This is a genomic window from Binatus sp. (SeqCode) (assembly GCF_049584895.1).
Classification (GTDB): domain Bacteria; phylum Desulfobacterota; class Binatia; order Binatales; family Binataceae; genus Binatus.
In genome coordinates, this window is sequence record NZ_JBAUYR010000009.1 from 24,345 (window position 1) to 47,334 (window position 22,990).

Here is a 22,990-nt window from a genome sequence, read left to right on the forward strand (position 1 = left end):
CACACGGCGACGTGAGGGTTCAGTGTTCAAGCTGGCCTGAAAATGGCGCGACTTCGTGCGCCCGATTCTCTCAGGAGAACAAAGCTGTCAGCTCGTTGCGCTGGACCTTCCCCATCGCGTTCCTGGGTATCGCGGCGACCGGATGGATCAACTTGGGCACTTTGAAATCGGCCAGGCGGGTTCCGCAATACTTTTGCAGTTCCTGTGGTGTCGCGGCGCCTCTGAGCACCACCGCGGCCGAGACTTCTTCGCCGTACTTGGGGTCGGGCACTTCGAAAACCGCAGCCTCGGCTACCGCCGGATGCTCGAGCAACACAGCCTCGACTTCCGGAGGTGAGATCTTCTCTCCGCCTCGATTGATCAGGTCCTTGATACGCCCGGTCAAGGCTAGATACCCGTCATTATCGATTGCGCCAATGTCTCCGGTCCGAAACCAACCATCGATGAAGGCCGCGTCATTGGCCTCGCGGTTGTTGCGATAGCCGCGCATCACGTTTGGGCCGCGTACTACCACCTCGCCTGAAGTGTTCGCCGCCAGATGGCGGCCCGTCTGATCAATGACGGAGATTTCCGCACTGCGGCCGACGGTACCGGGCTTGTGCACCAGAGGCGGTAACGGATTGGTCGCGACCTGATGCGCCGCTTCCGTCATGCCGTAAGCTTCCAGCACGGGCGCGCCGAAGCGATTCTCCAACTTGGTCAGAATTGTTGGCGCGAGCGGAGCCGAACACGATCTAATGAATCGCGGGCCGTCGTGAGGTGCCGCGTCGCTGTCCGCTCTTTCGAGCAGCACTTGATGAATAGTAGGCACCGCGGTGTACCAGGTCGCGTGATGCTCGCGGAACAGCTTCCAGAACTCGGAGGCTGAAAAACGCGGCGGTACGATTACCGAACCCCCGGACGCCAGGGTGGACAATGCGGCGCCGATCAAACCGTGGCCGTGGAACAGCGGCAAAACTAACAGGCTGCAATCTGCGGAAGTCAGATCGTAGTGCGCTGCGATATTGCGAGATGACCACAGCACGTTGCCGTGGCTGAGCGGTACGCATTTGGGCCGGCCGGTGGTGCCACTGGTATAGGCGAATAGCGCGATGTCATCGGGATTAGGATCGTCGAGGCTAGTGTGCGACGCCGTCGGCAGCTCCGGGATTTGCACAACGCCGCTCCGGTCAACGGTCGGTTGCCACATCGGCAAACCAAGTCCAGCGACGGCTTCTCTGACATTGGAATTGGCGCGTCCAGTAACGACTGCTCGCGCCTGGGCGTCTTCGACAAAAAAGCGTATTTCGTCCGGCTTGTCGGCCGGATTGAGTGGCGCGGCGACCAATCCGGCGTGAGTCAGAGCGAGAAATACGACAAGGAACTCGAGGCTGTTGGGCAGTACGATCGCTACGCAGTCACCGGGCTTCAGTCCCGCGGCTCTCAGTTGTCCCTACGCTCTCTCAACCTGTTCTGCCAGAGCCTTATAACTCACGACCATCAAAGGAGAGGTCGAGACTATCGCTGGTGCCGAAGATCCGGGATCCGCAATCAGGTCTGCCAGGCTCGATCTCATACGTTTAGCCCTCCGTACCCCCGGTCGGTCAGGCGTGAAAAATGCGCGCACGACACCTGTGCCTACTGATTTCCCGCCTTGGTAGATGAATTTAGTTGATCGCTAAGATCAGGCGGAAAAAGACCATGATGAACAAAGCGACTCTGGTTAAATGGGTGAGAGATCCACGGAGCGGAGAAATTCATCTCCCCAACGAAGAGGTGACGATCGTTAGCGTCATACGCAACCTGGATCGCACTTTAATGAAAGTGAGATGGCAGGCTGGAGGTGACTGCGCGGTGTTTCCGGAGGAGCTAGCGGAAATTCATCAAGGCTAGTCGCGAGACTGTCGGTACGATAGCAAGCACGGCATCGGTGCAGCCTCAACGGCTGACGACCTCAGCGGCCTCCCTCGAGTCCACGCTGAAATCGAGACTTCCTCTGTGGCCGTTTGAACTACCTTTGAAGTGCGAGCGGCCCTTTGGGGTGCACCACTTGTCGTAAGAACGGCGGCCGCGCCTGCTGGCAAGCAGGGTCGCGCGGCACAAGGTTTGCCATCGCCGCACACGGTGGCAGATTGTGGGCATCGCCAAACGCGGACCACGGCGCAGCTTTTCAATTTACCGTACCGATTGATGGCAGGGCTGCGCCGTGAAACAGCCGGACTCAGTAGTCTTTGTTGTCGATGATGATTCGTCGGTCCGGGAAGGCGAGTCGCGCATCACTCGCATTCCTCTTGTCAGCCAAGCGCCAAAGGAGCATCTTCGTTTCGCGAACCAATCATTTGGGGAAGGTCGGCCAACATCGGCCTTTAGTGACGCCACAATAACGTTGTCGGCTGCATTTTCCAGATGAGCCGGTGGATTCCTCGCCCATTAGGCACCGGTCAGAATTGGCGCGAACCCGATGTTCGTTACCGGAACATACAATCCGTATCTCGTCGCTCTGTCCATTCTGGTAGCCTGCTTCGCGTCTTACACCGCCCTCGATCTCAGTGGGCACGTGGGACCCGCCCGGGGGATCGCGCGTCGCGTGTGGCTGGTGGCTGCCGCACTGACAATGGGAGGCGGAATATGGTCGATGCACTTCGTCGCGATGCTCGCGTTTATCATGCCGATACCGATGTCCTACGACATCGGATTGACCACCCTTTCGCTCCTGGTAGCGATCTTCGTAACCGGCATCGGCTTTTACGTCATTAGTCGCCAGAGCGCATCGCCTCTTCGCCTCGGTCTCAGCGGCATCTTCATGGGACTTGGCATTGCGGGCATGCATTACACCGGCATGGCGGCAATGCGGGGGAACATCGAACTCAGCTACAACCCGCTATTCTTTGCGCTCTCCCTGGCCATAGCGATCGGTGCGTCGACCGTGGCGCTCTGGGTGGCATTCCGAACCACCGATCTTGGGCAAAAGCTGGTTGCCGCGGTCGTCATGGGGCTAGCCATTTCCGGTATGCACTATACGGGGATGAGAGCGGCCCTTTTTTACTGTTCACGCCCCGATTCAAACGAGGCCCAAATAAACGCAAGTGTCGATCAAACCAATCTGGCGCTAGCGGTTGCCGGCATTACGTTTCTCATTCTGGCTTTCGCATCGGTCGCCTCCCTGTTCGAGCGGAAGCGTGCGGAAGAAGCGCTTCGCCATGCGCAGACCGAACTCGCGCACGTCACCCGCGTGATGACGCTGGGAGAGCTGACGGCCTCGATCGCTCACGAAATCAATCAACCGCTCGCCGGGGTCATCACCAATGCGCAAGCCAGCCTGCGATGGCTGGCCCTCGAGACGCCGCGCCTTGACGAGGCGCGAGCCGCCGTCGAGCGCATCGTCAGGGACGGCAAGCGGGCGAGCGAAGTGATCCAGCGGATTCGTGCGCTCGCCAAAAAAAACCCCACAATGATGGTGTCGCTGGACATCAACGACGTCATCCGCGAGGCTATTCTCCTGGTGCAGCGTGAGGTCTCAAGCCGTAGTGCGTCGCTTAGAACGGAGTTGGCGTCCGCATTGCCCAGGATTCTTGGGGATCGGATTCAGCTGCAGCAAGTGGTGGTCAACCTGGTGATGAACGGCGTGGACGCGATGGCGACAATCAGTGATCGGCCGCGTGAGATCGTTATACAGTCGCAACCGCACGAAACCCGCGAAGTGCTGGTGGCGGTGCGCGATTCGGGCATCGGGATTGACTCGGAGAGCGCGGACCGGCTGTTCAACGCCTTCTTCACCACCAAAGCCAGCGGGATGGGAATGGGACTGTCGATCAGTCGCTCGATCATCATGGCCCACGGCGGCAGATTGTGGGCATCGCCAAATCCGGACCACGGCGCAGCTTTTCAATTTACCGTACCGATTGATGGCAGGGCTGCGCCGTGAAACAGCCGGACTCAGTAGTCTTTGTTGTCGATGATGATTCGTCGGTTCGCGAAGCGATCAAGAGTCTCATCGGGTCCGTAGGACTGCGCGTCGAGACCTTCGAAACCGCGCAAGAATTCCTGCGCAGCACGCGCCCGGATGCGCCCGGCTGCGTGGTGCTCGATGTGCGCCTGCCCGGATTAAGCGGTCTGGACCTGCAGCGCGAACTGGCCGCGCATGGCATCAATCTGCCTGTCATCTTCATCACTGGCCACGGCGATATCCCGATGTCGGTGCGCGCGATGAAGGCCGGCGCGCTGGAGTTCCTTACCAAGCCCTTCCGCGATCAGGATCTTCTCGACGCGATTCAGCAAGCCCTTGAGCGCGACCGCGGCGCGCGGCAACACCGGGCGGAAAACGCAGAGCTGCGCGAGCGGTTCGATTCTCTGACCTCTCGCGAGCGTGAAGTGATGGGCCTGGTTGTCTCGGGCCTACTCAACAAACAGATCGCGGGTGAATTGGGAACCAGCGAGGTCACTATCAAAATCCATCGCAGCCAGGTGATGAAGAAAATGGGTGCGGGATCTCTGGCCGAGCTGGTCAGAATGACAGAAAAACTGGGGATTCCAGCTGCCAAGGATTAATCCACTTATACCAAGTCATAGTCCTCCTATACCAAGGTATAATAGATTCACGCACTTCACGCGGGGTACCCTCTCTTCCAGAGAGAGTAGTTCCCGCAATGAAAGATCTCAACAAAAAGAAAAGCAACACCCTCGTCGCAGTCGTCGATGACGACGTGTATGTCTGCGAGGCTGTCGAGAGTCTGCTGAAGTCGATCGGGTTCGATACCGCGACTTTCAACTCTGCCCGCGACTTCCTCGACTCCCCCAAATTTTCGAATGTGTCCTGCCTGATCCTCGATGTCTCGATGCCAGTGATGAATGGCCTCGAGCTGCAACGTCATCTGGCTGACACCCATCCAATACCCATCATCTTCATCACGGCACGGAACGGAGATACACGCGAGCAGGCGTTGAGGGCCGGAGCGATTAGCTTCCTGACCAAACCCTTCAGCGATGAGGCTTTGATCGACGCCCTGGACTCTGCGCTTGGCGCGTGAACGTCAAACAAGGCTAGTGGCATCTAACGAGATATTCTCTGATTTGACGTGATGCTTGAAAGGAAGAGGCAATCAGATGGAAACGCAGACCAAGCATCGTGAAGCCGTTGAACCTGCCGTTGCAACCATGTTTCAAAGCACTTCCTGGCCCGAGCAGGCTATTTTCCGCAAAGAAGGCGAGTACTGGACCGTAGGCCGCGCCGGGAACGCCTTTCGTCTAAAGCACACTAAGGGGCTCGGGTACCTCGGCCATCTGCTGCGTCATCCCGGGACCGAATTCCACGTCCTCGATTTGGCTGGAGGAGTCGCGGGCCAGCGCGACGCGGGTCAAACCAATCACTCCATGAACGGCTTGCCCAGGCTGGATGGCGACCTCGAAAAGGCAGGCATTCAGATCACGAGTCTGGGTGACGCGGGTGAGATGCTCGACGAGCAGGCCAAAGTAGCTTACAGGCGCAGGCTCTCCGAGTTGCGCGAAGAACTGGAACAAGCCAAGCAACTCGGAAACGTCGAGCGCGCCGAGCAGGCGGAGCAGGAAATCGACGCACTCACCTCGGAACTCTCGCGCGCGGTGGGGCTCGGTGGGCGTAATCGGCGGGCGGCATCAGCTTCGGAGCGAGCCCGACAGAGCATCCTCAAGACGATCAAGTCGGTAGTCGAAAGGATCGCGCATAGCGACACGCAGCTTGGCGATATTTTCTCGCGCTGCATCAAGACGGGGAACTTCTGCTCTTACCAGCCAGATCCTGGTTTCCCGATCGCGTGGCAATTCGATGCGACAACTATCGAGCCGGCAGAGCGTCCAACTTCATACGGCGAGCGCGCTGCAGCGCGTACCGATCATCCGCAGACCTCGCCGGCGCTGTTGGAGGTCTCTCCACTTTGGTTGGCGGCACGAACTGCTTTTGTGGGACGGGAATCTGAGCGCAGCACGATCCGCGCGGCAATCGATCGCGCGTTAACTGGCCACGGATCAGTCGTCATGTTGGATGGCGGACCGGGGGTCGGTAAAAGCCGGTTAGCGATGGAGATGGCGGAGTACGCATCGAGTGTGGGCTTCAGATACCTGGTCGGGCACTGCCACGAAGGAGAAGAACGGTATCCCTTTCTCCCGTTCGCGGAGATCATCGAAAACAACCTCGCTGAGGCGCCGAGCCTTGATGACTTCCGTCGACGGATGGGAGCAAATGCGCCTGAACTGGCCCAGATCGCACCAAGCCTTCGGCGAGTGTTTCCGGATGTTCCCCAACCACTGGAACTGCCGCCGGCGCAGATGCGCCGCCATCTATTCCAGAGCGTTTCCGACGCTATGGGGCGCGCGGCTCAAACACGTTCGCAGTTGTACGTAGTTGAGGACCTTCATTGGGCCGACGAATCCACGCTGGCGCTCTTGATTCATCTAGCCAATCGGGTCGCGCAGCTTCCAGTCGTAATCATCGGGACCTATCGGGACGGATATACAGAGAGCAGTCCGGCGCTGGCCAGAACTTTGGAAGAGTTGATTCGCATGGGTGTCCGTCCGCTCAAGCTGGGCGGGTTATCAGAGGACGCCGTCGCGCAGATGTTACATGGGCTGAGCCGGCGCCAAGCTCCCGAAAGCCTGGTGAACCTCATCTTTGAGGAAAGCCAGGGATATCCATTCTTTGTCGAAGAGGTGTATCGGCATCTGATCGAAGAAGGGAAAGTCTTCGATGAGACCGGCCAATTCCGCACAGACATCAAGATCGCCGAGACCGAGGTACCGGAAAGCGTGCGGTTGATCATCGGCCGCCGCCTTGAGCGGCTCGACGAAAATGAAAAGCGGGCGCTGACGGCCGCTGCAGTGATCGGACGCAGCTTCGACTTCAAACTTCTGGCCGCCATCTCCAAGATCGAGGTCGACGAACTTTTCACCATCATCGAGAAGGCACAGCGGATGGGAATAGTCGCGAGCTCCCAGCATCCGGAAACACCTTTCTGCTTCGCACATGAACTCGTTCGCCAGACGCTACTTGCCGGGATCTCGGCTCCGCACAAACAGCATCTGCATGCCGGCGTCGCCGACGCAATCGCGCGGCTCCAACCCAATGCCGTCAACGAGCGCCCTGCCGACATCGTTGTTGACCTAATCAAGGCGGGATCGTTCGCCGAGGGAGTCTGGCCGACTGTCTAGAAGTGTCCCCAAGGCCATCGCCGCGTGACAACTGAGTATTAGCCACCAAGCTATTTCGTGTTTGGTCTTTGAGGGTTCATTCCACAACGACCAAGGTATCGCCCACTGGGCATACATTCTGCCTCAAACATCGCAGAATGAAATGGCTGACATTCAAAGATTGAATGTCTGGAAAGCCAGCAGAGTCAAAACATCCGATCCCAATGCTATAGCTTCCGGCTTCTCACGCGCCGTTGTGCGCGCGGATGTTCAGGTGTCTCAAAACTCTGTACCGGTGTGGCAGCGGCCCTTTTTTTTCTCCTCCGAAAGGTGCCCTGATGTACTGGGTGCTCTTAGGTCGAGACCGCTTCCCTATCCTCCGAACGGGATCGGCCCCAAGTGGTCAGCCACGGGGCCAAGCGCGGCGACTGGCAGAAACAACAGTGCCCCGATGATTACGATTGTGCCGAACAGAAGGCACCCGAAGGTAAAGGTGTCGTCGCGCAATGTACCTAGTCCGAATGGTGTGCTCTTCTTCATGCCGAGAAAGCCGGCCATCGCAATAGGAGCAATAATCGGCAGAAATCGCCCGAACATGATCACGAGGCCGGCGGCGATGTCCCATGGCACGGCTTCAGGCGCCGGACTGGGATTGTTGTTGAGCCCGTAGGTGACACCTAGACCGTCGAAGGCGGAGCCGTTGTTAGCTGAATCAGAAGAGAACTGGTAAACGATTTGCGAGAATCCATGCGGCCCGGGATTGCTCTCCGCCTTCATTCCCCAATTGGTTGCGGCAAATAAGCCCATCGGCATGAGTATCACCAGCGGATGCACCAGCAGCGCGACTAGCGCGAGCTTGACTTCCCGCGGGTCGATCTTCTTTCCTAAGTACTCGCTCGATTGCTAAAGCGGCGCCACTCTCGAGCAAGCACAATTAAAAATTAAATGCCAGGAAGGAAGAGGTGCGACTACAAATTGCAGTGCCAGATGCTCGCGTGCGTAGCCAACGGCTAGGACTGTAACTATTGAAATGTGGACTGATTGAAGGTGCTAGGCGTCAGAGTCTATTGGGTAAGGTGACTTGTCGGAGGATCGTTATCTTTGGCCTTGTCCTTGTCACTCACACCTCCGTCCATATAACAGGCAAGTGCGATGATGACGGCGAGCAGTAATAAAACAATCGGCATAACCACCTATCAATCCCGATCGTTCGTATGGTCCATCTTCCGCGGTCTGAGTTAGAGTCGCGATTCAGACGCGGCCCCAGGAACCGCACTCGACCTCGCACCCGATACGCGCAATCAGTGCGCGGCGCCACCGCCGGAGGATTGGGAACCGCGGCGATATGAGTCGAGCGAACGGCGGCCTGACTAGTGACCACGACTGCCTGCTCTAACCTCAGGATGGCCATACTTTCCGGGCGAACTTTTTCGACCAATTCGCGCGCTATTTGCGTAGCGATGTCGTCCGCAACCATAAGATCGATTTTGAGCCTTTCCACCAAATCGAGTACAAACTCGCGGCCGCGGTAAAGCCTCTGGCGTGCGACGCTGCTCGCAGGGAGCGTACGGCGAACCTCGGTCACGTCGTAGTCGGATAAGTTCAACACGTTGGCAGCATCCCTGAAGCGGTCGAGAGTGCCCGGATCGATCACCAATTCGATTCTTTTCATGTTCAGTACTCGTGTTTGGCCGATGCGCGAATCGGCGGGTTACGCGAGTTAGGTGCATTAGGTGTGCCGACGAAAAACCCTAGTTCTCAAAAGGACTTCGCTAAAGCCTTCGATGCGGACCAATTAATTTTCAAACGAAGCTGCTTTTCATTTTGAAATGCTGCGCCGTCGAACCGCTTGCCGGTCCATAGCGACCTTAACCGCCATATCGAAAAATCTTGAATAGTTGCGCTGCTTTTAGACCTAGCCAACCAGCTGGCACCATCGCGGCCTCATCTGGCGCGGTGGTTGCTTTAGCATGAAACCTTGTGAACTCACGTGAGCGGAGAATATGAACCTGTTTAGAACAATGCGGCGCGATCTTTCCTCTTTTCGGATCATCGGCCCAGTGCAGAAATTTGGTATTCAGATGCCCTGGCCAGTCTCATCGGCTGGTTACCACCAGCTCGATCGACTGTATCCCTCGGCAAGGCGCGAGTATTCCGGGAAGCCTTTTTCGCCAGAGGAGATGAAGCACAACTTTGCGATCCGATCGCTTAAGAAGCCGAGTTTCTTGGCGCGTCGGCCGTACATCTATCTGTGCGTGCGATGCAAACAGATATTTCTAGTCAAGGGGCGCCGCGCCTCGATCGTAGCTATCGATCGTAATAGAAATCCGTTGCCCGAGCCCGAGAACTCAAGACAGGTTAAGACCTTTGCTGAAGGCCCATGCCCCAGCTTCAAGTTCGCTTCGAAATTCCCTCGACAACATCAGCCGGCGACGGCGTCAAATTAAGCATGTTGAAGTTTGGCTTGTTGAGAATCCTGGCTTCGCTTTGCCCGGAATTAAGGGGGCTTCAGAACATCGAAACCGCCAGCAAGCGCGCTCAGGCTATGCCCGCCATGACTCCTCAAGAATTTCTCTTCTAGCAGTCTCATCGCGATTTGTCTCGACGAAGGTTTATGAAATCGAATCCACAAATTCAGACGCGCTATTTCACATCTTTCCTTGGCGCGAAGGTGGACGGGATCTCAGCTATGCAAGCGCATCCACTCGATCCTTCCACCACGCATGAGCGTTCTATTGACGTGGTCGTGGATTCGTCTGTGACTTCGGAGCGGGCGCCCCGCTTCAAGCGGAAGTTGGCCTTCACCGCAGAAGAAACACGCCATCACTACGCAATTGAGGCCCTGGAGAAACCCGGGGCCTTTCGCCCGCAGCCGTATCTATATACTTGCGTTCGCTGCAGATGGATTTTTCGCGTCAATGACTCCCGCGGCTCGATCATTGCCTTGGACGGGTTAGGCCGGCGTTTACCCGAACCCGAAAACGCCAAACGCATCGTCACCTTTCACCGAGGACCGTGCCCTGCCTTCCCAATCTTCGAGTACCTGGTGCCTGAACTTGAGCGCGAGAGTCGACTTCCTAAGTACTTGTCGAGAATAGTAGATATGGTTCGCGCCCTCACTAGTAGACATCGCAGCAGTAGTCGCAGTCAGGTAACGAGGACTGCGTAAGGGCACTCGGCACGCTTAAGCGGCGTGGCCGGCCTTTTGGTGATCTGCGCAATTGCCATCACGCAGTCGGCTAGCCAATTCCAGCGCGATTCTTCGCCATAGTCGGGGATACCTGTCGGCGAGCGCTGAGAAGTCAGGTTCGGCAATTCGCGCGACTACCGAATCAGAAGTCGCGGTGACCGAAGCCGACCGGGGCGCAGACGGATCGATAACGGCCATTTCACCGACATGCTCGCCGGCTTTCTTCCTGGCCACCATGCGCCTGTCGATCGCAACCGAAAATGCGCCGCTCAGGATCAGATAAAGATCGGAATCAGATGCGCCCTGCTCGATGAGACTGGTCCCCGCGAATATCTCCTCTAATTTCAGGTACCGCTCGACTACAACCGCGAGCTCCTTCTCGCGGATCAGCGGCTGCGAGATCAAAGCTTTGATCAGGCGTGGTCTTCCCTCCGAGCCCTGAAATGATTTCAAAACTGATTCTCTCATTATTGCCTCACAGACTTCCGTCGCACCCTGTTCACCATCTAAAGACAACCGCATTAATCATGCCGATCTGAAACTCCAAGACTGGAATGAGCTTTTCGGTTGCCACGCCTGGCGACATTTCAAATTGAAATGGTCTGATGCGTCGATTTTGAAATGCCGCTCCTTTGCGGCTCAAAAAAATCGTTGATTGTCCTAATAATCGGTTACGGCACATTTGATGCTCACTTCCGAAGCATGGCCTCCCTCATCTCATCCAAATCGCCGTCACGCGCCGACTTGTTTACTCAGCCGAATCTGAGGTTGGTCGCGAACGAGAAGGGGACGCTGGCGACTGCACGAACTGAAAAGCAACTGCGGAGGACGGCAGTGATGGCCTGTCTAAGTGCGCGTGGTTCCAGCAACGGCGAACTCTTGCGTAGGGCCTCGGCCGCCGCGCGCGAACATGACGGTCAGTTCTACGCGGTCTTCGTCGATTCGCCGCGCACCCGATTTGGAAATGCAGAAGTTAAGGCGCTAATAGAAGACGTCATTCTCGCCAGCTACCTGGGCGCGAGGATCGTATGGCTGGAATCATCTGACATGGTCGGCGCGCTGCTACAGTTCGCCAGCCAATCTCGCGTGGGCCGAGTCTTCGTTACCAGAAACCGGCCGTCGCAGTTCCCTCTACTATTTCGCCGCGCGGTCTATCCCGATCTCTTGAGCCGCGCCAACGGTCTTCGCATCGACGTTGTCGGGTTCGAACGCGGTAAACTGACTTCTCGGTAGGGAGGGCTCACGGTGGACGAAGAACACGAAGGGCTGGATCGTCCTATACCGCACCCCGCTGACGATTTCGTTCCCCTGCTCGAATCGAACGCTCCTGTGATGCAACGAGTGCTGGAGAAGGCGAAGCGCGCCGCGGCCAGCGACGCTACAATTCTCCTCACCGGCGAGAAAGCGCCGCAAACAAGCTGGGCATCAATGTCGTGACCCTGTGGCGTAGACGCAAACGCTACAGACTTGATTCAACTCCCCATTTTGCAAAGAACTAGAGTCGGCAAATCAATCGGGCTTAAGACCAAGCTTCTTGATGCGAGTAGTAAGAGTACTTGGTCTAATCCCAAGCAACTCAGCGGCCCCGCCGCGCCCATAGATTCTGCCACCGCTGCGTTTCAACGCGGCGACCATGTTGTCGCGCATTCGGCGGCTCATCTCCTTATCCGTGATCACTTCAGACTCTTCGCGTGATTTCGACCGGGTGGCCGGCGCTCCGGACGACCCCGATTCGGAGGCTGGGATATCCAGCGTGAGCGACCCCAGGCGAGACGTGATCACCGCCCGCTCGATAACGTTCTGCAGCTCGCGGACGTTGCCGGGCCAATCGTAATTCTGCAGTTGCCGGAGCTGACTCGCGGTTAAGTGCAGACCCGCGCGACTGAACCGCTTGCAGGCCGCATCCAGAAAATGCTTCGCGAGCGATGGAATGTCGTACTTGCGCTCGCGCAACGGCGGCACCTCGATCGGAAAAACGCTCAGCCGATAGTAGAGGTCCTCCCGGAACCGTCCCGCGTGGACCAGGCTCTTGAGGTCGCGATTAGTCGCCGCAATGATACGAACGTCCACCCGCCGCGTCGTGTCGATGCCGACCGGCTCAAATTCGCCGTCCTGCAGAACCCGCAGCAACTTGGGCTGCATCGCCAGCGGCAGCTCACCTATTTCATCAAGAAAGAGAGTACCGCCATCCGCCAGTTGAAAGCGGCCGATCCGATCTCTCAACGCCCCGCTGAACGCCCCCTTGATATGGCCGAAAAATTCACTTTCGAACAGTTCCCGCGGAATTGCCGTGCAGTTGATCTTGACCAGCGGACGGTCACGCCGCAGGCTCCTTTCGTGGATCGCGCGGGCCACCAGTTCCTTTCCGACTCCGGTCTCGCCAAGGATAAGTACGGTGGCATCGGTCGGGGCGACCATCTCGATCTGCTCGAGCACGCGGTGCACTCCGGCGCTTCGACCGAGGATTGTGCCGGTGCCTGAGGCCGCTCTGACCTCCTCCTGCAAATAAGCGTTCTCCGACTCCAGCCGCTCGCGCTGCCTATCGTAGAACTGAACCCGCTCGCTGATATCGCGCCAATTGAAGACGACATATGGGGGATCGGCCGGGTCCCGCAAGCGCCTGCCAACCGCCTCGAGGTCGATGATTGAGCCGTCGCGGCGTCGGCCGTGCATGCGCAGCGTCTGAACTTCTTCCGGATGTTCAAGCGCGCGGTGAATCTTATCGATAAGTCGAGCGACATCTTCCGGACTGATGAAGTCCCGGGCATAGCGGCCTACCATCTCCTCCGGCTTGTAACCCAGCAGGCGCTCGGCCGACGTTCCTTCGTATAAAATCCGTCCGTCAGCGTCCAGGACTGTGATGCCGTCGGACGCGTTTTCGATCAGCGCGCGAAGGCGGTCATGGCTGCGGCGAAGCTCCTCGTGCTCTTTGGCCCATCGAGCTAGCTGGGTGACCATCCAGTCGACCTTGGCAGCTTCAGATGGCTGCGCGATTAACTGTGGCGGTTCGTAGTATGGATCGGAAATAAGGTTGTCATCGACGATTGCAAGGGGATGGCTGCGGAGCGCGGCTTGAAGGTATTCCGCAGGAAGTCGCTGTCGCTCGTAAATGCAAAGGGCGATGGCGCGCTCCGATGGGAAGAACTCGGTGTTCAGGCGCGCCTCCCATTCGATCAGAGCGTCATGCGCAAGATTGAGTTCCAGCCCCCAGGTCATCTCAATCAGGAAAGCGGCGCGAGGAAAGCCGGCCTTCAAAGCCTGTCGAGTCCTGGCCCTGAACACCGCGATAAAGGCGGACGCGTCGAACTTCTCCAGCGGCATGTATTCGCGAGCGCTGAGCAGCGTCAGCGCGCCCTGTTCACGGGCCTGTTCGACGTCGATTCCTGCTTGAGTGAGTTCGGCAACCACGTCTTCCCCTGCGCGGTCGCCGATTGCGTAAAAGCACATCTCTCTTCGGGCGAGGCAGCGTCGCACAAAGGGAACAACGACGGAATGGGCCAGAGATGCGCCGGAGGAGATCGCGCACACGTGATCGCCCGGTTGGAGCGCGTCTATCTGCTCCTCCAGGGTCGGTACGCTGAACAGACTGGAGCGCATATCCCACCTGTCTGGCGTCCAGCTAAATGATGCTCTTCTCTCCCATAGTCTGGGTTTCCAAGCAAGGTCGCGACCGCTCGAAACCATCCGCCGTCGAGTCGCGGTCTCTTAGGATTCTCCCTTGGAATCTTTGAATAGACCGCGCCAGCGGTTTAATCGACATAGGGTCTGTCCGCAACGGAATGCCGTTGCAATCGTCATCGCAACGGAACTTCGTTGGGGCGCCGTACTCATCTACTCTCGAAACCACCAGATTTATCAAGAATTTCCCCCGCAAGAACCCGTGGCTCAACCCCTGCTATCTCTTTCTATGGTTAAACGGACTATTCGACAAACTGCCATTCCTCCGAAAACTTTTAATCCGCGATTGGGTCAATTGGAAAGAGATACCGTCGAGATTTTCGAGATCGACCGTTCCGCTATGGTCCTTCAACTGCGAACCCTCCGGAATGCAATCGACGAGGGTGCAGAGGAAATGGAAATGGTCGCTGCGGAGAGCGTATTTCGTAAGTCGCTCTCTCGAACGCTCACACGGAGTGCGCGGAAGTTGCACCTTGTCGCAAGAGATTTGAACCGCCTACTTCGTCTGGTCGAACTAGCTCATGTCGGTAAACCGCCTACACGACCCGAGCCAAAATCGGAGCCATCCTCCCCACGTGGAGCCCGAGACGCGGAACGCGAATAGTTCCCGCGCCGAAAGAACTAAAGAAATCGCGACTGGATGATGATCTGAATCAGCGTCAGATGGCCGGTCGGTTCAAGGTCCGCGCCGCCCATATCGTCCTATTGGAAAATGGACAGCGATCACCGAGTGCGGCCCTTACCAAACGGTACTGGGAATTGAACCCGACCTAAGTGCCGACCATGCTTTGCTGCACACGCTGAGAGATCTTGCACTGTGGCGTCATAGATCATGCCGATGAATACGAATGAAAGGGCACGATCTATCTGCAACTGTTCATCGTGGGAAAAAAGTACTGGTATGGGAAGAGCCGAGAACCAACGAGGTTCTGACTCTGATCAACAAAGCCCGAGATGCGAGATGGAGCAGAAGACTCCCGCCTCGCACTTAGATTCAAAAAAGGCGCCACTTCGCAACTGCGCTAAAGAGCGAGTTGGACCGGCGATGGAAGCTGACCTAAGCCGGTTAAGTCTCAACCGCCGGATTCAATGACGCCGGGCAGTCCCGCGATCCTCTGATAGTACGACTCAGGCAGTCCCCTCCTGACGGCAGCGCGATTGGTGACTGCGAGACGGGGAACCGCGTCCGCCTGTTGACAATTGCGGTCATCGCAAACGGGATGACCATCACGGCCGAAAAGACCATCGAGGCCGTCATGACCGCAAGCACGGTCAAAAGCGTGCGCTGGCAGTTGCGACGCCAAAGGTTAAGTCCGGCCAGCGGTAACAGTTTGAAAATCACACTCAGCTAACCGGCTGTAATGAGTAACTCGCGCGCCAACGCTGGCCCGGCCAACGCTACTACTGCTTTCGAGCGAAATGTGACTCGCGGCATTGGGCGGCGGACTAAAGCTATGTCGCCGTTGGCGTCAGCCAACGGTGCGAACGGATACACTTGCCAACAGAATCCAGGACAGAGTCCGAAAAGCGCAACCCCGTGACATCAGGGCCTTTTTCCGTCGCTAGGCACAACAAATGCGTATCAACCGTTTGGTCGGTATAGCCGAGGCAGCCGCTAGCAAATGAAAGGCTGGAGAACCGCAGAGGTATTCTTCGATGCCCGATGCAACTTTTGACGCGATTATCATCGGTGCGGGTCACAACGGCATGGCGCTCGCCGCCTACCTGGCGAAGGCTGGTCTGAGTGTCGGGGTGTTTGAGAAGCGCACTGAAGAGGGCGGCGGACTGTGCACCGAGGAACTGACGCGGCCCGGCTTCCTGCACAACGTTCACGCGAACTATCACACCCTGGTCGGCATCTGCCCGGTGTACGACGATCTTGAACTCATCACGCGGCACGGATTGCGCTACGTCCAGCCGCCGGTCCAAATGGCGAGCGTATTCAAGGACGGCTCCGCGCTGGTGGTGCATACGGATCTCAATAAGACCTGCGATTCGATTGCGCGTTTTTCGCGCAAGGACGCCGACACCTTCCACGCCGTTTACGAAGAGGCGCGCGGCTACCGCGACCTGATTCTGCGCACGCTGATGTATTCGCCGCCGACCTCGATCAAGGACATCACCAAGGCGCTGGTCACGTGGGGCGTCGAGGAAAAGAGCAAGTACCTGAGCGTCCATTTGCGCCATCAGACGATCAATGAATTCCTCGACCACCACTTCGAGAACGATCGCGTCAAGGCTCATCTCTCATTTCACGCGGCGCTCGCCGGCTACGCGACCGATCGCCGAGGACTCGCGGTTTCATTCCCGCTGCTGCTCAGCAAGATCGACAACTGGCACATCTGCATTGGCGGTTCGCACGCGCTCGCCCATTCACTATGGGAAGCGCTAGCACAAGCCGGTGGGCGCGTTTTCCTGAATCATGGCGTCGAGAAGATCCTGGTCGAGACCGGAAAAGCCGTCGGCGTCCGCCTCGAAGATGGTAGCGAAGTGCGCGCGCGACATCTGGTCGCGAGTTCGATCAGCCTCGAGCAGACTTTCTTGCAAATGGTCGGGGCCGAGAACCTGCCCGCTCCGCTAGCGGCCGAGGTCAAGAGCTTTCCGCACATGGATTCGACGTTCTTCAGCGTCCATCTGGCGATGACGGCGAAGCCGGCGTATCGCGCGGCCGCGTTCGATCCCGACGTCAACCAGGCCTGGGTGGTTAACCTCGGCTACGAAAATCAGAAGCAGTTCAATGACGATTGGCGCGATTTGCGCGGCGGCAAACTGCTGGATCCGCGGCCCAACGCCGCGGTCAATTCGCTCTACGATCCGACTGACGCACCCGACGGCTTCTACACAGGCCTGCTCCGTCAGATGGCGCCATACAATCTCGCCTCTGGCGGTCCGGCCGCGTGGGACAAGATCTCCCGCGAATACGGCCGGCGATGCATCGACGTGTGGAAAGAGGCCGCCCCCAACCTGAGCGACAGCACGTTTCTCGACTGGGCGACCTATTCGCCGCTCGACATCACGCGGCGGATGCCGAACATGGTTCAGGCCGACTGGATCGGAGGGCTGATCGATCTGGGCAACATGCTGGACCATCGCCCCGGCCCGATTCTTTCGGAGTATCGGACTCCGATCGGCAATCTGTATATGTGCGGCGCAACGCAGCATCCCCACGGGTTCGTGACTTTCGCGCCGGCTTACAACGCACTCGAGATTATCGCGCACGATCAGCACGTGGAACGCTGGTGGAAATGACCGCTATCGCAGATATTCCGGTTTTGCTCGCCGACGGCTCGACCAGCGGGCTCGCATCGATCGTGCAGCAGTTCCTCGAACAGCAGCTGGTCGATTCAGAATCGCGGCGGCGTCGCGCGGGACGTTTGCGCGGACGCCTGGGACTGACGGCGACTGATTATCGCGCGTCCGTCACGGTCGATTTTCTCGGCAGTCAAATCGCGGTGTGCGATGGCAGTGTGGAACCGCTCGATGCCAGCATTGCGGGACCGTACCGATCGCTGACCGAGTTGCTCCAGGGCCGCAGCAATCCGCTAATCGAGCATCTTCGGGGACGACTCAAAGTTAAGTCGCGGCTTCGCAACCCTTTTCTTCCCTTGCGAGTCCTCCGGCTGATGAAGCTCGCTCGCGACGGCGCGCGTTAGAGGAGACTTATATGGCAGACGCATCTTACGACGCGGTGATTATCGGGGCCGGCCACAACGGGCTTTGCCTCGCCGCCTATCTAGCGCGCGCGGGCCTGAAAGTCGGAATGTTCGAGCGGCGTCACGACGAAGGCGGCGGCGCGCATACCGACGAGGCCACCGTGCCCGGCTTCTGGCACAACCTCCATGCCCAGTACATGGAGTTCATCGAGGTGATGCCCTTCTATCGCGACTTCGACCTGCCCAGCTTCGGCGCACGGATGATCAAGCCCGATGCGCAGGTGGGGATCACATTTGCCGATGGCAGGCCGCCGCTGATCATCTACCGCCCCGAATTCGCGGACAAGACTCATGCGAGTATCGCCTACTACTCACGCCGCGACGCCGACACTTTCAATGCGATCCGGCGCAAAGTGCTCGACGCCAACAATTACATCTCGGCGATGCTCTACAGCCCGCCGGCGTCCGAGGCGCCGGCCGAAGGCGGCCGCACCGAAGCCATCATGGGCCGGCTGCTGCAGCTTTGGATTGACATCGGGTTCAAGCCTCAAGAGATGAACAAGTGCCCCAAAGTGCTCATCGATGAGCTTTTCGAGTCGAGCGAGCTGCGGGCAACCTTGTATCGCCAGTGCATCGAATGGGGCGCCAACCTGCACACCGGCGACGGCATGGGATTCGTGATGGCGGTGATCTGGCTGTGCGCCAATCATTACATGTCGATTGGCGGCACCCATACCTTCGCGCATGCGATGGCGAGTGCGGCACTCGCGGCAGGCGCGGACCTCCGCTACAACAGCCCGGTCGTAGAGATTCTGAACTCGGGCGGACGGGCCACCGGGGTCAGGCTCAAGGACGGCCGCACTATTGAGGCGCGAAAACTGGTCGCCTCCAATGCGGATCCGAAAACCACTTTCATCGATCTGATTGGATGGGACAAGCTGAGCGACTTCCGCAAAGAGCGCATGGCGAGCTGGCACTTCGGTCCGGAGCACGTGCTCGGGACGCCGTCGTTCGCATTGCGCAATCCGCCCGATTACAAGTCCGCGCGGCACAACGCCGACATCAACAAGTGCTTTTACACGATCGTCGGATTCGAGGATGCTCACCAGGTATCCGACTACATCCTGGAGGCCTACGGCGGGCAGATTCCGGAACGTCCGGGCGCAGGAACCTGGGTAAATTCGCTGTGGGATCCGAGCCAGGCGCCGCCGGGAATGCACACGATGAACGGATGGTTCTTTTTTCCGCGTGCATCGTGCCTGAGCCCGGAGGAATGGGATAATGTCCGGCGCGACTATAACGGGAAATTCCTCGAACTCTGGCGCGCATACGCCCCCAACATGACACGCGAGAACGTGGTCGCCGACAAGCTGTATGTCACGCTCGACATGGAGCGGCGGATGGCGATGCCCGAGGGCGATTTTTCGCAAGGCCGGCTGGGCAGGATGAATGCCGGGCTGCCGCGCGAGCACATCTACCGCACCGAGATCGAGGGACTCTACATGTGCGGCTCGTCGGCGAGCGGCGGCGGCGTCAGCGCGGCCGGCGGCTACAACGCGTACAAGGTGATCGCGCACGACCACAATCTGCCGAAGATCTGGCAGCAGGAAGGACGGCTCTACTAGCGGAGGATCGATCATGCCTGCGATTTACACCACGGAATGGTACGACGCTCTTAAGAAGCTCCTCAATGAAAATCCCGAAGTCGATCGCAATGCGCCGCGCGGCACTATCAACGTGCTCGCGAAGATTGTCGGTGATGCGCACTCGCCATATCTTATGGCCGGCGACGTACGCAATTTCGTAGTGGTGTTGTCTGACGGCAAATGCATCGAATACCGGCAGGTGGAGGTCCCGCCGCCGCGCAAGGATTTCGATTTCATTTTCGAGTTACCTGCGACAGTATTCGAGGGAGTCGCCGCCGGACTGATCGACCTGATCGACGCCGGACTCAAGGGCAGCATCAAGATCAACGGCGACATGAGAGTCCTGATCAAGCACGCCGAATTGGTGAATGTGATCTACGACGTTTACGCCCAAGAGATCGAAACGACTTGGCCGAAAGGCAAGCCGGCGAGCGTTCCGCAGGCAGGCGCGCAGGCCGCGCATTGACCGGTCAAGTGACGGCGCCAACGAATCTCTTCTCCGCTTCGCCCAATCCGACACTCAACGGAGGATACTGTCGCGCGTGCGGCTACGTATTTTTTCCGAAGCAGAGCTATGGTTGTGAGTTTTGCGGCGCACCGCCGGAGAAACTCGAAGCGAAATCGCTCAAAGGTGAAGGCGTGCTGAGTTCTTTCGCGACAGTCAATCTGCATCAGGCCCGCGGAATAGAAACTCCATTCACGGTCGGAGTGATCGTTCTTGATGATGGACCTGCGATTCGAGCGGTTCTCACTCACAAGACCGACGACGGTTTGGAGATTGGAGATCGGATGCGCGCGGTTGTCGTCACCGTCGATAACGAGGGCGGCGCGCCCGCAAACGAACTCCGTTTCGCAAAGCCGGAGACTCTGCAATGAAGAAGACGCTGCGCGAAATGCGTCCCGTGTACGCTGTGGGAATCGGGCTGCATCGGTATCAGCGTATGAGCGAGACTCGCTATGTCACGCTCGGACTGACCGCGGTGCGCGAGGCGCTTAAGGACGCGAATATCGAATGGCGCTCGGTTGAATCCGCATACACTGGCACTGCGATGCTCGGAATGGCTGCGAGTCGCCCGATGCTGCGATATCTCGGGGCCACCGGCATACCGATGGCGCAAGTGGAGAACGCATCCGCTTCAGGCTCGACCGCCGTTCGCCAAGCTTGTCTCGATGTCGCCGGCGGCATCGCCGATGTCTCAATCGCGATCGGAGTGGACAAGCCGGCACCGATGGCGTTGGCTTCGGCAAAGACCAATATTCACGACCTGGTCGGGCGCCGTGTCGTTCCGTTTACGCATTTCGCCCTCCTCGCCAACGAGTACATGAATCGTTACAGTGCCACCGCCGAGCAGATTGCGGCAGTGGCGGTAAAGAATAATCGCAACGGTGCAAACAACCCGTATGCGCAGCGACAGAAGGCGGTCACTTTGGAAGAGGTGCTCGCCGGTCCGCGAATTTCCGGATCGCTTACGCGGCTGCAATGCTGCCCTGTGGGCGAAGGAGCCGCCGCAGTGATCGTTGCGTCCGACGACGCTATCGAGAAGCTTCGCATCGATCGTTCCCGCGCGGTGCGTGTAATTGCGTCAATCTCGCGGAGCGAAAGGATTTATCGCGGCGAAAGAAATTTCGACGCCGAACTCACTCGCGAAACTGTTACGCAAGCGTACGAGCAGGCACAAATTTCGGCCCGGGACCTCGACGTAGTCGAACTGCACGACGCGTTCACAATCGAAGAACTGCTGTACGTCGAAGCCATGGGTTTGTGTGGCGAAGGTGAGGGAGCGCGGATGATCGCGAGTGGCGACGCCGACATCGGCGGCAAATGCGCGATTAGCGCGTCCGGGGGATTACTCGCGATGGGCCATCCGATCGGACCTACAGGAGCGGGCCAGGTGGTCGAAATTACGCGCCAGTTGCGTGGAGAAGCGGGCATTCGCCAGCAGCCGAATGCGCGGATCGGTCTCGCGCATATGGTCGGAATCGGCGCGGTCTGCGTCGCGCACGTCCTGCAGAGAGCTGCCTGAGCGATCACTCCGGCAGATTCAGCTGCCTTGCGAGACGACGGAGTTCCTCCTTACGGCCCGGTTGCGGCGCCGGCGCTTGCAGCATCTTGGATTTCTTCAGTTCCTCGACGACTTTGGGATCGCGCGGGAACGGGTTCCCGTACTTGCCCAGGAAATACTGTTCCTCGAACGGAGGCCGCGGCCGCTGCCCGCCAGCTTCGCGAGACTCCAACGAGTAACCGACATTCAGCTGGTAGAGCGGGAACCAGTCTGCGGGCGGCTTGGTGATCGCGCCAATGATAGGAGCAGTGAACGCAGTTAGACACGCACCAAGTCCTTGCTCGAACGCCATCAGCAGTCCCTGACACGCCGCGATGCCGCAATCGAAAGCCGCCATGGCCGGATACTGCGGCGATTCCGTCATCGGCTTGAGTATCATCGGATAGACGACCTCATCGACGAACTTGGTACTCCAACCATGAGTCGAAGCGACGATGTTTGCATCGACCAACTGCCGCAGGCGGGAACCCTTGACCCGATTCACCACGCCGAGGTCAGCATAGAAGTAGATATGCACCGGCGCGAGTTCTATGACGACAGCCTGCACCGGGTTTTTCAGTTTCTCGAGTTCGGCCTTCGGGATGTCGTCACGCTTGACGACGATTGCGCGCAGCCAATGCGCATTGACCGCACATGAAGCGATCAGGCAAGCCTCCAGAATTTTCTGAATCTTTTCCTGTTCGACCGGTCGCTTGGGATCGAAGAATCGAATCGAACGCCGCGTGCCGATTAATTCCTGGAATTCCATTGTTCCTCCTCGCGTCGCGAATGTCGTACCACTTTGCGCCGCTTCGACGGCGACCAGTTCACGCTGACGCGCGCGTTCGTTGGACCTTGATGCCTGCCCGCTCGCGATCCCACGCGCCGGCCACACCTCGCGCTTTCAGGGCCGCATACTGGATGCGCTGAGTGCCGGTTTTTGGAAGCTCGTCGACAAATTCGATGAAACGCGGCACCGCGTAGTAGGCCATCCGGTCGCGGCAAAACTCGATAAGTTCTTCGTAGCGAATTCTCTCGTTGGGCGCTAACACAACCGCGATCTTGACCTCATCCTCTCCGAGTTCCGACGGCACTGCATAGGCCGCCGATTCCAACACGGCAGGATGCTGATTGACGACGGTCTCGATCTCCCATGCGGAAATATTCTCACCGCGTCGGCGGATCGACGCCTTCTTGCGTCCGCAAAAATAGTAGAAACCATCCTCGTCGGTCCTGGCGAGATCGCCAGAATGAAACCATCCATTGCGGTATGCCTCCGCGGTCGCATCGGGAAGCTTGTGATAGTGACTAAGCTGCCCCTTGGGATGGCGGAAGACGAGTTCGCCGATCTTGTCCGCGGGCAGCGGATTGTCGTTATCGTCGACCACGCGGAACTCTACCTCGCCGACCGGCTTGCCCATCGAGCCGACGCGGTCAACGTCGTTCATCAGGAACCCGGGCGAATCGACCATTCCATAGACTTCGATGATTTTGACTCCGAACGATCCCCAGACAGAGTTCACGGTAAGTATCCATCGGCCCGTTTCTCCTCGCTCTGCAGGCTTGGAAAGTCGCCACCCAATCGGTGCTCAGCTTTCGTTGATCGTGCATCGAACGTGCCACGGGTGCGCGCCCTGGACATCG

At 58.3% G+C, this 22,990-nt stretch carries 18 protein-coding genes and 1 pseudogene; 13 read left to right on the top strand and 6 right to left on the bottom strand.

All coding sequences use genetic code 11. The features are described 5' to 3' along the window. Positions 1 to 70: 70 nt before the first annotated feature. Positions 71 to 1,426 carry an acyl--CoA ligase gene (locus WB650_RS01855; RefSeq protein WP_422303193.1) on the bottom strand — a complete coding sequence of 452 codons (1,356 nt, stop codon included), beginning with the start codon at positions 1,424 to 1,426 and terminating at the stop codon, positions 71 to 73. 1,167 nt (positions 1,427 to 2,593) lie between these two features. Between WB650_RS01855 and WB650_RS01860 the strand changes: the two genes are divergently transcribed. The 4 genes from WB650_RS01860 (at position 2,594) to WB650_RS01875 (ending at position 7,158) form a co-directional block, all read left to right on the top strand. Next, positions 2,594 to 3,904 carry an MHYT domain-containing protein gene (locus WB650_RS01860; protein WP_422303194.1) on the top strand — a complete coding sequence of 437 codons (1,311 nt, stop codon included), beginning with the start codon at positions 2,594 to 2,596 and terminating at the stop codon, positions 3,902 to 3,904. After that, positions 3,901 to 4,527: a response regulator transcription factor gene (locus WB650_RS01865; RefSeq protein ID WP_422303189.1), complete on the top strand. Its 627-nt coding sequence runs from the start codon at positions 3,901 to 3,903 to the stop codon at positions 4,525 to 4,527. The genes WB650_RS01860 and WB650_RS01865 overlap by 4 nt, the downstream gene beginning before the upstream one ends. 98 nt (positions 4,528 to 4,625) lie before the next feature. Then, on the top strand, positions 4,626 to 5,006 hold the full coding sequence (locus WB650_RS01870) for a response regulator transcription factor (RefSeq protein ID WP_422303190.1): 381 nt from the start codon (positions 4,626 to 4,628) through the stop codon (positions 5,004 to 5,006). Positions 5,007 to 5,082: 76 nt separating this feature from the next. Next, positions 5,083 to 7,158 carry an ATP-binding protein gene (locus tag WB650_RS01875; protein WP_423959213.1) on the top strand — a complete coding sequence of 692 codons (2,076 nt, stop codon included), beginning with the start codon at positions 5,083 to 5,085 and terminating at the stop codon, positions 7,156 to 7,158. Positions 7,159 to 7,509: 351 nt separating this feature from the next. Here the strand turns inward: WB650_RS01875 and WB650_RS01880 are convergent. Further along, positions 7,510 to 8,019, bottom strand: a pseudogene (locus WB650_RS01880) (potassium-transporting ATPase subunit KdpA); the annotation flags it as partial. Between the two features lie 2,302 nt (positions 8,020 to 10,321). Beyond that, the gene (locus WB650_RS01885) at positions 10,322 to 10,780 is read right to left on the bottom strand and encodes a cyclic nucleotide-binding domain-containing protein (RefSeq protein ID WP_422303192.1); all 459 of its coding nucleotides are present in this window, start codon (positions 10,778 to 10,780) and stop codon (positions 10,322 to 10,324) included. Positions 10,781 to 11,164: 384 nt separating this feature from the next. Here WB650_RS01885 and WB650_RS01890 point away from each other — a divergent pair, with 384 nt between their 5' ends. The 3 genes from WB650_RS01890 to WB650_RS01900 are packed head-to-tail and all read left to right on the top strand — an operon-like array spanning position 11,165 to position 11,826. Continuing rightward, complete coding sequence (locus tag WB650_RS01890; RefSeq protein WP_422301939.1) at positions 11,165 to 11,560, top strand: hypothetical protein; 396 nt, start codon at positions 11,165 to 11,167, stop codon at positions 11,558 to 11,560. Positions 11,561 to 11,572: 12 nt separating this feature from the next. Further along, positions 11,573 to 11,764 carry a hypothetical protein gene (locus tag WB650_RS01895; protein ID WP_422301941.1) on the top strand — a complete coding sequence of 64 codons (192 nt, stop codon included), beginning with the start codon at positions 11,573 to 11,575 and terminating at the stop codon, positions 11,762 to 11,764. Then, positions 11,752 to 11,826, top strand: coding sequence for a hypothetical protein (locus WB650_RS01900; RefSeq protein ID WP_422301960.1), 75 nt, complete (start codon positions 11,752 to 11,754; stop codon positions 11,824 to 11,826). The genes WB650_RS01895 and WB650_RS01900 overlap by 13 nt, the downstream gene beginning before the upstream one ends. Before the next feature lie 10 nt (positions 11,827 to 11,836). Here the strand turns inward: WB650_RS01900 and WB650_RS01905 are convergent, their stop codons facing one another. Next, positions 11,837 to 14,011: a sigma 54-interacting transcriptional regulator gene (locus WB650_RS01905; protein WP_422301943.1), complete on the bottom strand. Its 2,175-nt coding sequence runs from the start codon at positions 14,009 to 14,011 to the stop codon at positions 11,837 to 11,839. 1,650 nt (positions 14,012 to 15,661) lie between these two features. Here WB650_RS01905 and WB650_RS01910 point away from each other — a divergent pair. The 6 genes from WB650_RS01910 to WB650_RS01935 are packed head-to-tail and all read left to right on the top strand — an operon-like array spanning position 15,662 to position 21,328. Then, positions 15,662 to 17,254: a phytoene desaturase family protein gene (locus WB650_RS01910; protein WP_422301944.1), complete on the top strand. Its 1,593-nt coding sequence runs from the start codon at positions 15,662 to 15,664 to the stop codon at positions 17,252 to 17,254. Continuing rightward, a complete protein-coding gene (locus WB650_RS01915) occupies positions 17,245 to 17,658 on the top strand; it encodes a hypothetical protein (RefSeq protein ID WP_423959216.1) in 414 nt (137 codons plus the stop codon). The genes WB650_RS01910 and WB650_RS01915 overlap by 10 nt, the downstream gene beginning before the upstream one ends. Before the next feature lie 11 nt (positions 17,659 to 17,669). Next, positions 17,670 to 19,283: a phytoene desaturase family protein gene (locus WB650_RS01920; RefSeq protein ID WP_423959218.1), complete on the top strand. Its 1,614-nt coding sequence runs from the start codon at positions 17,670 to 17,672 to the stop codon at positions 19,281 to 19,283. 13 nt (positions 19,284 to 19,296) lie between these two features. Continuing rightward, entirely contained in the window at positions 19,297 to 19,770 is a 474-nt protein-coding gene (locus WB650_RS01925; protein ID WP_422301950.1) for a hypothetical protein, read from the top strand. Positions 19,771 to 19,778: 8 nt separating this feature from the next. Beyond that, positions 19,779 to 20,180 (top strand): Zn-ribbon domain-containing OB-fold protein, encoded by a 402-nt coding sequence (locus WB650_RS01930; RefSeq protein ID WP_423959220.1) that lies wholly within the window; start codon positions 19,779 to 19,781, stop codon positions 20,178 to 20,180. Next, on the top strand, positions 20,177 to 21,328 hold the full coding sequence (locus WB650_RS01935) for a thiolase family protein (protein WP_422301954.1): 1,152 nt from the start codon (positions 20,177 to 20,179) through the stop codon (positions 21,326 to 21,328). Before WB650_RS01930 ends, WB650_RS01935 begins: the two co-directional genes overlap by 4 nt. Before the next feature lie 4 nt (positions 21,329 to 21,332). Here WB650_RS01935 and WB650_RS01940 read toward each other — a convergent pair whose 3' ends face one another. Both WB650_RS01940 and WB650_RS01945 read right to left on the bottom strand, forming a co-directional pair. Then, positions 21,333 to 22,115: a nitroreductase family protein gene (locus WB650_RS01940; protein ID WP_422301956.1), complete on the bottom strand. Its 783-nt coding sequence runs from the start codon at positions 22,113 to 22,115 to the stop codon at positions 21,333 to 21,335. Between the two features lie 58 nt (positions 22,116 to 22,173). Beyond that, the gene (locus tag WB650_RS01945) at positions 22,174 to 22,869 is read right to left on the bottom strand and encodes an AMP-binding enzyme (RefSeq protein WP_422301958.1); all 696 of its coding nucleotides are present in this window, start codon (positions 22,867 to 22,869) and stop codon (positions 22,174 to 22,176) included. Positions 22,870 to 22,990 lie beyond the last annotated feature (121 nt).

Bases quoted from the DNA above. Each gene is read 5' to 3' on its own strand.
- WB650_RS01860 (WP_422303194.1), top strand. From the start codon at position 2,594: ATGGGAGGCGGAATATGGTCGATGCACTTCGTCGCGATGCTCGCGTTT.
- WB650_RS01870 (WP_422303190.1), top strand. From the start codon at position 4,626: ATGAAAGATCTCAACAAAAAGAAAAGCAACACCCTCGTCGCAGTCGTC.
- WB650_RS01875 (WP_423959213.1), top strand. From the start codon at position 5,083: ATGGAAACGCAGACCAAGCATCGTGAAGCCGTTGAACCTGCCGTTGCA.
- WB650_RS01890 (WP_422301939.1), top strand. From the start codon at position 11,165: ATGGCCTGTCTAAGTGCGCGTGGTTCCAGCAACGGCGAACTCTTGCGT.
- WB650_RS01905 (WP_422301943.1), bottom strand. From the start codon at position 14,011: ATGGTTTCGAGCGGTCGCGACCTTGCTTGGAAACCCAGACTATGGGAG.
- WB650_RS01910 (WP_422301944.1), top strand. From the start codon at position 15,662: ATGCCCGATGCAACTTTTGACGCGATTATCATCGGTGCGGGTCACAAC.
- WB650_RS01920 (WP_423959218.1), top strand. From the start codon at position 17,670: ATGGCAGACGCATCTTACGACGCGGTGATTATCGGGGCCGGCCACAAC.
- WB650_RS01925 (WP_422301950.1), top strand. From the start codon at position 19,297: ATGCCTGCGATTTACACCACGGAATGGTACGACGCTCTTAAGAAGCTC.
- WB650_RS01935 (WP_422301954.1), top strand. From the start codon at position 20,177: ATGAAGAAGACGCTGCGCGAAATGCGTCCCGTGTACGCTGTGGGAATC.
- WB650_RS01940 (WP_422301956.1), bottom strand. From the start codon at position 22,115: ATGGAATTCCAGGAATTAATCGGCACGCGGCGTTCGATTCGATTCTTC.